Here is an 11,782-nt window from a genome sequence, read left to right on the forward strand (position 1 = left end):
TAATTTTTTTGCAATAAAATTAACCCGCGCTGCACATAAAAAACTATTTCTGCCGGGCAAAGTAGTCCTTGATCTCGGCCTCGTCCTGCGCCATCCGTTTTTTTAATTCAGCCAGGCCCGCAAACTTAATCTCGCCGCGGGTATACTTATACCACTTGATAATCATTTCTTGATCGTATGCCTCTTCATCAAAGCCAAAGAGGTTTGATTCAATGTAGATTTTTTTGCCATTGTGAATGGTAACGTTGTAGCCCACGCTGGTCATCGAGTCGTACCACCTGCCGCCAATCTTGGTTCTCGTGGCGTAAACCCCGACCTTGGGCACGACCTTGTTCTCGCTCCAGACCAGATTTGCGGTCGGATAGCCCAACTTGTGGCCGTTGCGCAAGCCGTGCCCGACGGTGCCCGACATCACGTAGGGTTCACCCAGAAGTTCTGCCGCCAGCGCCATGTTGCCCGCACTAATTGCCTTTTTAATTTCGGTCGAACCGATTTTCTGCCCCTCATAAGACTGTTTCGGAACATCAATAATCTTAAAGCGGCCGCGGGCAAAGCGCGGAAAGTTGGTCATGTTGGCAACGTCCCGCGGTCCGTACGTATAGTCAAAGCCCGCCACAACGGTGTCTGCGTGGAGCTTGATGATGATCTCATCGACAAATTCCTGCGCGGTCAGCCTGCTGAAACGGTCGTTAAAGTGCATCACCAGCAGGTAGTCTACCCCCAGCGCACGCATTTTGTAGGCCTTTTCTGGCAGGCTGTCAATGTAGGACACGTCGGCATTCTGGTACACCTCTTTAGGGTGCCGGTCAAAGGTCATTACCATCAGCGGCAGGCTGCTTTTTCTCGCCGCCATTTGTGCCAGCTTAATCAGCTGCTGGTGGCCGCGGTGAACGCCGTCAAAAAAGCCGAGGGCCAAAACGGTTTTGTCCGGGATTAAGTTTTCTTCTACCGGATAAGTTAAATGGATAATTTGCACGATAAAGCCTTCATTTCACCTAATTATTTTGTAAAAGCATTAAATAGGGGCGATACTGGGTATCATCTTTTTGATATATTGCCTTAACCCTTTTATTGTACCGTAATGCAACCCATTTTGCATTTGTTTCCAGGGAGATTGCCGCCCCATTTTGCACCTTGAGCCACTGGTTTTCCGGTAGGTCCACCTGCGGGTAATCCGCAAAAAAAGCATCGATGGGCTGAATAAGAGCAGCCGCCCTGCTCGGATCGCTGACAATTTCATCCAGCTTGACCGCCTGGTGAACATCAAAGCCGGCACTCGCCGTGCGCCTCAGGCTGGCCATAACGGCTGGCACGCCTAATTTTGCACCCAGATCGTTAACAAGCGAGCGCACATAGGTGCCCTTGCTGCACTCGATCTTAAAGCCAAAGGTTTCCCGGCATACCTGCCGATCCAACGTGGGGTTCCCGCTTAAATCATAAGAAAAAACCCGCACGGTCCTTTGCGGCCGTTCAACCGCGATCCCAGCCCGGGCATACTCATACAAGTGTTTGCCGTTGACCCGCACGGCCGAATATATTGGCGGGACCTGTACGATGGAGCCGGTGAAGGCCTGCATGGCCGTCTGAATCGTGCTGGCACTAATTAGGTCCGTTATTTCCTCTTTCGCCAGCACCTTGCCGCTCAGGTCGTAGCTGTCGGTTGCTAGTCCCAGGACGCCTGTGCCCTCGTACTTCTTGTTACGCGTGTGCATAAGCTCGATCAGTTTAGTCGCCTGCCCGATTGCAATCGGCAAGACGCCCGTCACATCAGGGTCGAGTGTCCCTGCATGGCCAATTTTTTTAATGTGCAGTGCACGCCGCAGTTTGTATACGACGTCGCTGCTCGTCATGCCCTTGTCCTTATCGATTACTAAAATTCCGTTTATCATCATTGCCCCCGCCGACTAAAAAAGCGCCGTTTGGCGCTTTAACTAATTGTTTCGCTCCGTGTCCTGCTTTTTGAGGTCAGCAATCAAGCGATCAATTTTACTACCATATTTGACTGAGTTATCGCGCTTGAAAATCAGCTCGGGAACCTTGTAGACGGTCAAAACCTGTCCCAGCAGGTGGCGCATCATTCCCTTGGCTTTTTCCAAACCAGCAGCGGTTTCCTCTTCTTTTTGCGGATCTTCGGAAAGAATGCTGTAATAAATGGTCGCATAAGACAAGTCATTGGTACATTCAACCGCCGTGATTGTGACGTCATCAACGCGTGGATCACGAATATTCTTCCGCAAAATCTTAGTCAGTTCACGGAGGATCTCTCCTTCAACACGACCTATTCTGTGCTTCATCGTTTCCTCCTAGCAAAACTACTTAGGCTGAACTTCCTGCTTTTCAACGGCTTCGAGTTCGTCGCCAATCTTGATATCATTGTAGCCTTCAATCGTCAGCCCACAGTCAAAGCCCTGCTTAACCATCTTGACGTCGTCCTTGAAGCGCTTGAGTGAAGCCACCTTGCCGGTGTAAATCACGACGCCATCGCGGATGAGGTTGACTTCCGAATCACGGGAAACGTAGCCAGAGTCAACGAAGGCACCGGCAATCGTTCCGACCTTTGAAACCTTCCAGGTTTCACGGACGGTCATGTTGCCAACAACCTTATCTTCATAAGTAGGCTCGAGCATCCCCTGCATGGCGGCCTTAACGTCGTCGATGGCCTTGTAAATAATGCTGTAGAGGCGGATGTCGACGCCGTCGGACTCGGCCTGTGACCTGGCCGTTGCGGTTGGACGAACGTTGAATCCGATGATGAAACCATTAGAGGCCCCAGCAAGGGTGACGTCCGAATCATTAACCGCACCGACACCGGCGTGGACGATGTTGACCCGCACGCCCTCAACCTCAATCTTTTCAAGCGATTGCTGCAGTGCTTCGACAGAACCCTGGACGTCAGCCTTCAAAACGATGTCGACTTCCTTCATGTTTTCCTTCTTCATCGTGTCAAACAGGTTGTCCAAGGTAACGTGCTGAACGTTCTCACGCGCGTGCACGAGGGCCTGTTCGGCTCTTTGCTCACCGATGGTACGGGCGGTCTTCTCGTCGTCGAAGACAACGAGCTTGTCGGCCGACTCCGGAACATCGTTCAATCCGGTGATTTCAACCGGCATCGATGGCGTCGCCTTCTCAATCTGGCGACCGCGGTCGTTGGTCATGACCCGGACGCGCCCGAAGCGGTTGCCGACAACAATCGGATCACCGGTATGCAGCGTGCCCTGCTGAATTAGCAGGTCGGCAACGGGACCACGTCCCCTTGACAGACGGGCCTCAATAACAGTACCGATTGCCTTTTGTTCAGGGTCAGCCCTGAGTTCCATCACGTCGGCCTGCAGCAGAATCATCTGCAGCAGCTCGTCAACATTTTCGCCCGTCTTAGCGGAGATATTGACAAAAATCGTGTCGCCACCGTAATTTTCCGGGATAAGGTTATACTTCATCAGCTGCTCGGTGACGTGTTCCGGGTTGGCACCAGGAACATCCATCTTGTTAATCGCAACAATGATTGGAACGTGCGCACTTTTGGCGTGGTCAATAGCTTCAATTGTTTGAGGCATGACCCCGTCATCAGCAGCAACAACCAGGACAACAATATCCGTGATCTCAGCTCCACGCTCACGCATGTTTGAGAACGCGGCGTGACCCGGCGTATCCAAAAAGGTGATCGGCTTGTTGTCGATTCTAACCTGGTAGGCACCAATCTTCTGCGTGATACCGCCGGCTTCGTGGGCCGAAACGTGCGTGTGACGCAGACGGTCAAGCAACGTGGTCTTACCGTGGTCGACGTGACCCATAATCGTGACCACTGGTGGCCGCTTAACCTGCTTCTTGGATTCCTTTGAGGCTCCCATGCGCTTGTCGTACAGGTTGTCAATGTCGGACAGGTCCTCGTGGACCTTTTCTTCAGAATTGATGCCGTATTCCGCCGCAATCAGTTCAATCGCATCCTTGTCCAGCGATTGGTTCTGGTTCGTCATCACGCCCAGCATGAAGAGTTTCTTAACGATTTCAGCCGGTTCACGGTGCAGCAGCTTGCCGAGGTCCTGCGCGTTCATCCCCACTTCATAAACCAGGGTCTCTGGCAACGGACGCTCTTTTCTCTGTGTTGGCTGCTTCTTAGGAGCCTGCTCAAATTGATGCTTCTTGTTCTTCCGCTTGCGCTTGGGATAATTATTGTTGCCGCCATACGTTTGGTTTCTGCCCTTGCGGCCAGGCTTGCCCGAATTGCGGGTATAGCCGTTGCCCCGGCGTTTTTCTTCCTTAGCCGGTTCAGGTCCGCCCGCAGCTTTCACGCCCTGTGGCTTGCCCGTGTGCGCAGCAGTCGAGCCCTGGTTCTGCTTCAACCGGGCCGGTGACGGCTTGATAATCTTGGGACCGGCCACTTGGGAGGCTGTGCTTTCAGTCCTGGCAACCTTCTTAACGGTATTTGGTGCGGGTGCTTTTTTAACGTTCTCCGCTTCTTTGCCGGCTTGAGGTTTTGCCACATCCTTGCTTAAGTTCTTGGCGGGCACTTCAGCCTGACGAATCGCCGTATGTTCTTCAACGCGCTGCTTCTGCTTCAACTGCTTAAGCAAGTCTTGCGTAGCCGGCTTGGGCGTACTCTTTTGTGAACCTTGGTTAGCGCGGCGGCCCGAATGGTCCTGGCTCTGCGAGCGGTTGTTTATGCGCCGGTTCCTGCGGCGACCGTTATTTTTGCTGCCGGAAGCATCCTCCCGCTTTTTCTCGTTTTTCCGGATTGAGTTGACGGAAATTTTGATTTTTCCGCCTTTTTTTGCGGAACTTTCTTGTTTTTGGGCAGGAGCGGGGCTGCTAAAACTTCCCTTTAGCTGATTCACTTGTGAATCTTCTAGTGATGACATATGGTTCTTAACATCGAACCCAAGATCTTTCGCCTTGGTGACCACAACTTTATTTTCGATGCCTAACTCTTTTGCGATTTCATAAATTCTTTTCTTAGCCATCCAATCACACTCCTTCATTAACCTTTTGTACTAATGCTTTGCAAAAGCCGGCATCGGTAATACCCAACACCTTGCGCTTTTTGCCAACTGCATGCGAAATTTCGCTGCCGCTAAAGGCGGAAATGACCGTAATATCATTCTGCTCAGCAACTCTTGCGACTTTTTCACGTGTATCCGCGTGACTGTCATTAGCCAAAACAACTACCTTAACTTTTTGTGCCTTGAGGCCGATAAGGACCGTCTCAAGCCCCGTAACCAGCTTCCCGGCCCGCTGGGCAAGTCCCAGCAGATTCAAAGCTTTCTGTCTATTTTGCAAATCTATTTATCACCAAATAATTCTTTCCTTGCCTTTTGATGGTCGACGTAGGCATATAATTCCTCGTAAAAACTTGCGGGGATATTTGCGCCCAGGCTCCGTTCAAGCACGCCTTTTTTCTGGGCCTGCTTTATTTTGTCCGGGTCAAGTGAAACATATGCGCCGCGCCCGGGCTTTTTGCCCGTAGAATCAACGGCAACATTCTTTTCCTTGTCGACCACAATGCGAACCAATTCCTTCTTCGGCTGCATGGTATCAGTCAACAGGTCTTTCCGCATTGGAATTTTTCTTTTTTTCAAAAGAACTCACCCCTTGCCACATTCTTCGTCAGTGCTTACGCTATTCAACTGTCTCTTCACCGTCGGTACTCCCAACAGCATCCGCTTCGGCCGCAGCATCATCGCCAGCAGCTTCTCCGTTTTCTTCAGCGACCAGGTCCGAATCTTCCTCTTCCACAGAAGACTCATTCGAATCATCCGCAGCGGTTTCCGCGTCTATTTCCGCGCTCTGAATGGCCTCTTCATTTTCCTCATCGGCTTCATCGGCGCCCTCGTTAACAAATTCAACTTCAGACTCCGGCCTGATGTCAATCTTGTAGCCGGTCAGGCGCGCCGCCAGACGAACATTCTGGCCCTTCTTGCCGATCGCCAGCGACAGCTGGTAATCCGGAACAATCACCAGGGCACTCTTTTCGTCCTCCTCGTCACCGAACTGAACGGCAATGACCTCTGCGGGATTGAGCGCATTGGCAATGAAGTCCGACGGGTCTTCTTCATATTTAACAACGTCGATGTTTTCGCCGTCAAGTTCGTTGACCACATTCTGCACGCGCGCACCGCGTTGACCCACACAAGTACCGACCGGATCAATGTTCGGGTCGTTTGACTTAACCGCAATCTTCGTCCGGTCACCGGCCTCGCGTGCGATTGAGACGATCTCGACCGTCCCGTCGTAAATCTCCGGCACTTCCTGCTCAAACAGGCGCTTAACCATGTCCGGGGCGGTTCGTGACACCGTGATCTGCGCACCCTTGGCGTCGGAACCAACGTGCGTCACAAGCACGCGGACTTGGTCCTGCGGGTTGTAGTTTTCGTGCGGCATCTGGTCATTACGCGGCATTACCGCTTCAACATTACCAATTTTAACATAAACGAAGCGATTATCGCGCCTCTCAACCGTCCCGGTAATCAGTTCGTCCTCATATTGCGAATATTCATCGATAATATGATTCCGTTCTGCTTCCCGCAAGTGCTGCATGATGACCTGCTTGGCGGTCTGGGCGGCAATGCGCCCAAAATTCTTCGGTGCCACGTCAAAGCGGATCTTGTCGCCCAGCTCGTAAGCCTTGTTGATGGCAAGAGCATCCTTCAGGCTTATTTCCAAGCGGTCATCGTGGACCTCCTCGACGACAACCTTTTCGCTCATCATCTTGAAGTTGCCCCTGCGTTCGTCGAATTCAACCACAACGTTCGTTGCCTGGTTGTAATTCTTTTTATAAGCAGCGATAAGTGCAGCCTCAATCGCTTCCACGATCACATCTTGCTTGATACCCTTAGTTTCTTCTAAAGTCGCAAACGCCTCTAGCATTTCTTTCGACATAACTTTTAATCGGCCTTTCTAAAATTCAATTGCAAAACGAATGTTTGCAACCAGTTTACGGGGAATAGTTATTACCTTCCGCCTTGTTTTGATCTTGATTTCCAACGAAATTTCGTCTTCGTCGTACGCTTTGAGCGTCCCCTCGAATTCCTTTTCACCCGCAACTTTTTGGTAAAGGCCGACGTGAACGTAATTGTTCAGCGCCTTCTGCCAATCCTTCGCGGTCTTAACCGGGCGTTCGACACCGGGCGAGGAAACCTCAAGAACGTAGGGGGTCGGAAACGGATCCGGTTCGATTTCGTCGAGCTTGGTCGAAATCAATTCGCTTAAACCCGCAATCTCATCCATATCAATCCCGTTTTCACGGTCTACGTATATCCTTAAATAGTCCTGCCCCTTTTCCTTTACGTATTCAATATCCACCAATTCGTCGTTGCGCGACGCAATAATTGGCTTAATCTCTGCAAGAACAAAATCTTTAACTTTCGCCAAGTACTTTCCTCCGTAATAAAAAGAGTGAGCAGAAATTGCTCACTCCGAATCATTATTCGAACTTATATATGAAGTATACCACAATTATATTAATACTGCAAAATTTTAAAAGAGCGAAAGTTGGTTCTGGTCGGGCATCCCCGTCAAAACCTCGTTTTCCTCGAGGTAATTCATAATTGTCTGCGACACCTTGCCCCTGTTTGCCAGGTCCTCTTTCGACAAGAATTTTTGCTCGGTCCGGGCGGCCACAATCTGCTTGGCCGCGTTGATACCAAGCCCGGGGACAGCGTTGAAGGGCGCCAAAATGGTGTGCTGGTCAATAATCTTGAAGTTAGTGGCCTCGGAGTTATTGAGATCAACCATCTTGATCTTGATGCCGCGTTCAAGACACTCGTTGGCAATTTCCAGAACCGTCAATAGGCCCTTGTCCTTGGCGGAAGCATCGTTACCCTTGTTTTGGATGTCTGCCATCGCCTTTTTGACCGTGTTCTTGCCGTGGCTCATTGCCACCAGGTCAAAGAGGTCGGCACGCACGGAAAAATACGCGGCGTAGTAGATTTCCGGGTAATAAACCTTGAACCAGGCGATACGCAGGGCCATGAGAATGTAGGCCGTCGCGTGGGCCTTCGGGAACATGTACTTGATCTTGAGACAGGACGGAATGTACCAGTCGGGAATCTTATCGTTCTTTTTCAGCTCCGCCATGTCATCGTCGCTGATGCCGCGACCGTGCCGCACGGACTCCATTGTTGAGAACGCGACCTCCGGCTTCACGCCCCAATGGATAAGGTCCATCATAATGTTGTCCCGGCAGCCAATCACGTCCTTCAGCTTGCAGGTGCCGTTATCGATCAGTTCCTCGGCATTGCCCAGCCACACGTCCGTTCCGTGGGAAAGACCGGAGATCTGGAGCAGTTCCGAAAAGGTCGTTGGCTTCGTCTCCTCGAGCATCCCGCGCACAAACCTGGTGCCAAATTCGGGCACGCCCAACGTGCCCGTCTTAGACTGGATCTGGTCGGGCGTTACGCCCAGTATTTTAGGGCTGGAAAAAAGCGACATGACGCCCGGATCATCGGGCGGAATTGTCAGCGGGTCAACGCCAGAGAGGTCCTGCAGCATCCTGATCATGGTCGGATCATCGTGCCCCAGAATATCAAACTTCAGGATATTATCGTGAATGGAGTGGAAGTCGAAGTGCGTGGTCAGCCAGGCCGCATTAACGTCATCGGCGGGGTACTGCACGGGCGTGAAATCGTAGATGTCCATATCATCCGGCACAACCACGATCCCGGCCGGGTGCTGCCCCGTTGTCCGTTTGACGCCACTAACGCCGGCCGCCAGATGGTCGAGCTCGGCCCGGCGCAGCTTCAATTCCTTTTCCTCATCGTAATGCTTAGCGTAGCCGTAGGCCGTCTTGTCGGCAACCGTGGCAATCGTACCGGCACGGTAGGAATTATCCGGTCCAAACATTACCCGAATGAAGTTGTGGGCTACTGGTTGGTAGTCGCCCGAGAAGTTCAAATCGATATCGGGGACCTTGTCGCCGTGAAAGCCCAAAAACGTTGCAAACGGGATATCCTGTCCGTCCTTCACCAGGTCAGTTCCACACTTAGGACACTTCTCGTCTGGCAGATCATAGCCCGAGCCGTATTCGCCGTTTTCAAAAAAATGGGAATACTTGCACTCGGGGCAGCGGTAGTGCGGGGCCAGCGGGTTGACCTCGGTGATCCCGGACATCGTGGCAACCAGGCTGGAGCCGACAGAACCCCGCGAGCCAACCAAATAGCCGTCCTTGTTGGACTTGGCCACGAGGCGCTGCGAGATCAGGTAGATGACCGCATAGCCGTTGGAAATGATCGATTTAAGCTCCATGTCCAGGCGCTCCTGCACAATCTGGGGCAGCGGATCGCCATACAATTCGTGTGCCTTATTGTAGGTCAGTTCTTTCATTTCCTCATCGGCGTTTTCAATGTGGGGCGGGTAGAGTCCGTCCCTGATCGGGGCGATCTCTTCCGTCCCCTCCGCAATCTTATTCGGATTGGCAATGACAATCTCCCTGGCCGCATCTTCACCCAAGAAACCGAATGCATCAAGCATTTCCTGTGTGGTGTACAGGTGCATATCCGGCTGCTTCTTGTTCCGGTTCGGATTGCTTCTTTGCGCAGAAACCAGAATTTGCCGGTAGATGGCATCGTGCTCTTCGACATAGTGGGCGTCGCTCGTCGCCACCACTGGTTTGCCCAATTCCTTGCCCAGCTTGTAAATATTGGTCAAGATTTCCTCTAATTCCGCTTCATCCGCAATCAGGTGGTCGGCAATCAATTCCCTGTAGCTAGCCGGGGGCTGAACTTCCAAGTAGTCGTAGAACCGGGCCTTTGCGCGGGCCTCATCATAGCCCTTCTGCATCATCGCAATAAAAACCTCACCCTCCTGGCAGCCCGACCCAAAGAGCAAACCATCGTGGTTCTTGGTTAGGTCCGACTTGGGCGTCCGCGGTATCCGGTAAAAATACTTGGTGCTGGCCAGCGAAACCAGCCGGTAGAGGTTTTTGAGTCCCGCCTGCGTCTTGGCCAAAATCGTCATGTGCTGCGGGCGCGCCCGCTTAAAGACCTGGCCCCGCGCTGCGTAGTCGTTCATCTTGCCCAGGTCGTCTTCACCGTACTTCTTGGTAAAAGCCGCAAGCAGCTTGAACATCAGGTAGCCCGTTGCTTCCGCATCCTGGTTAGCCCGGTGGTGGTGTTCGAGCACGACGTTGTACTTCTTAGCCAGCGAATCAAGCGTGTGCCGGGTCTGCTCCGGGTGCAGCAGGCGCGACACCTCCAGCGTGTCGACGACGGGCTGGGTGATTTTGGACAGGCCAGCCCGCTTGAGCGCCGCGTTGACAAAGCCAACATCAAACTGGACGTTGTGCCCGCAAAGGGGCCGCTCACCGTAGAAATCCTGGAACTGTTTGATAACAACGGCCTCATCGTCGGCCGCACCGACCATCTCATCGGTAATCGAGGTCAGATTAATCGTCTGCTCACTCAGGGGGTGGTGAGGATTGATGAACTTGTCGAAGCGTTCGATCACCTCGCCGTTTTTCATTTTAACCGCACCGATCTCGATGATTGTGTCATAAACGGAGGAGAGTCCGGTCGTCTCGACGTCAAAAATCACAAATTCACGGTCCTCATAGATCATGGGGGCCGGATTGAGAACAAGCAGGGCATGGTCATCGATCATGTTGGCCTCAAGGCCATAAACAATCTTGACGCCATTCTTTTTGCCGGCGCTGTAAGCTTCGGGGAAGGCCTGGACGTCAGCGTGATCGGTAATTGCGAGCGCCTTCTGGCCAAACTTCTTGGCGGCCAAGACAAAGTCGGTTGCGGTATTGGTGGCATCAAGCTGACTCATATTGGTATGCAGGTGGAGTTCCACCCGCTTTTCCGCACCTTCGTATTCTTCTTGGCGGCCCACGTGTTCAATGATCTCAAAACTGGAAATATTGAAGACGGTGTCGTGGTCCCACTGGTCCTCGGACGCGGACCCCTGCATCTTGGCCCACGTGCCGGGCTTCAACTCACCGATACTCTTTTTCTGGTCGTCATCGGACACAAATTTTTTAAACGTAATCGAATCAGTATAGTCGGTAATTTCGCCGGTAAAAATAGTTGCGCCGGTTTTCAATTCGCGCCGGTCGATGTTGAAGATGTTGCCCTCAATCACAACGTTGCGCGTGCCGTCCACTACCTCCTTGATCTGCTTCACCGGCAGGCTCTCATCGAGCTTGCGGCTGCCGTAGCGGGTTTTCCTGGTCGGGTAGCTCTGCTGCTTTGGGCGTTCCTTAGGCGGTGCGGCATTGTACGCTTCCTGCATGGTCTGCTCGTGCTGCTCCTGGAGCTGCTGGAGGCTGGCCAAGTTGCTCTGTGAATTGGCCTCGTCGACTTCCGTCACAAACTTCAGGTTGAAAAAGCCATAGTCCCGCATCTCTTCGGCCAGCTGGTCCAACATTTTCTGCTCAATCAGACCGTCCACTATCAGGTTATCCACCGGAATGATCCAGCGACCATCCTCCTTTTGGGGCTGGTGACTGGAAATAAATTCACGTGCCACCGGCTGCAGTATCTGCGAATTCTGGACCGCATAGTGCCAGTAGTCCGGCAAATAATCATCGGCACCGTCCTTCGTGCGTACAATCAAGCGCGTGTCCACGAAGGAAGAAAAATTAGCCCCGATGGACTTGTTTAGGGCATCATACGTTTCAAACTTTAGCGGTGTAGTAAAAAGAACATGGATATCCCACCTATGTTCCTTAGCGTACACATCCACGTTCTCAATTTCGCCTTTTTGCACCAGGTCATCATCCGCGAACTGTTCCGGAAAGTGAACCTGCTGCAGAAGGCGTAAGAAAAGTTTATTTTTATCAGCCACAAAA

The 11,782-nt window shown here is 52.1% G+C and carries 9 protein-coding genes; all 9 read right to left on the reverse strand.

Translation table 11 applies throughout. The features are described from left to right. Positions 1–43 precede the first annotated feature (43 nt). A complete protein-coding gene (gene ribF / locus AC2JF6_RS01175; protein WP_500728919.1) occupies positions 44–976 on the reverse strand; it encodes a riboflavin biosynthesis protein RibF in 933 nt (310 codons plus the stop codon). A gap of 19 nt (positions 977–995) precedes the next feature. Further along, positions 996–1,889: a tRNA pseudouridine(55) synthase TruB gene (truB, locus tag AC2JF6_RS01180; protein WP_500728920.1), complete on the reverse strand. Its 894-nt coding sequence runs from the start codon at positions 1,887–1,889 to the stop codon at positions 996–998. 42 nt (positions 1,890–1,931) lie between these two features. Continuing rightward, positions 1,932–2,294 carry a ribosome-binding factor A gene (locus tag AC2JF6_RS01185; RefSeq protein WP_500728921.1) on the reverse strand — a complete coding sequence of 121 codons (363 nt, stop codon included), beginning with the start codon at positions 2,292–2,294 and terminating at the stop codon, positions 1,932–1,934. Between the two features lie 18 nt (positions 2,295–2,312). After that, positions 2,313–4,958, reverse strand: a complete 2,646-nt coding sequence (infB, locus tag AC2JF6_RS01190; RefSeq protein WP_500728922.1) for a translation initiation factor IF-2 — start codon at positions 4,956–4,958, stop codon at positions 2,313–2,315. Between the two features lie 4 nt (positions 4,959–4,962). Further along, the gene (locus AC2JF6_RS01195; RefSeq protein ID WP_500728923.1) at positions 4,963–5,274 is read right to left on the reverse strand and encodes a L7Ae/L30e/S12e/Gadd45 family ribosomal protein; all 312 of its coding nucleotides are present in this window, start codon (positions 5,272–5,274) and stop codon (positions 4,963–4,965) included. A gap of 2 nt (positions 5,275–5,276) precedes the next feature. Continuing rightward, positions 5,277–5,573, reverse strand: a complete 297-nt coding sequence (gene rnpM / locus AC2JF6_RS01200) for an RNase P modulator RnpM (protein ID WP_500728924.1) — start codon at positions 5,571–5,573, stop codon at positions 5,277–5,279. A gap of 40 nt (positions 5,574–5,613) precedes the next feature. Continuing rightward, positions 5,614–6,873, reverse strand: a complete 1,260-nt coding sequence (gene nusA / locus AC2JF6_RS01205; protein WP_500728925.1) for a transcription termination factor NusA — start codon at positions 6,871–6,873, stop codon at positions 5,614–5,616. Between the two features lie 18 nt (positions 6,874–6,891). After that, positions 6,892–7,365 (reverse strand): ribosome maturation factor RimP, encoded by a 474-nt coding sequence (rimP, locus tag AC2JF6_RS01210; protein ID WP_500728926.1) that lies wholly within the window; start codon positions 7,363–7,365, stop codon positions 6,892–6,894. 105 nt (positions 7,366–7,470) lie between these two features. Beyond that, entirely contained in the window at positions 7,471–11,778 is a 4,308-nt protein-coding gene (locus AC2JF6_RS01215) for a PolC-type DNA polymerase III (protein WP_500728927.1), read from the reverse strand. Positions 11,779–11,782 lie beyond the last annotated feature (4 nt).

The sequence above is a fragment of the Lactobacillus sp. XV13L genome (assembly GCF_059900875.1).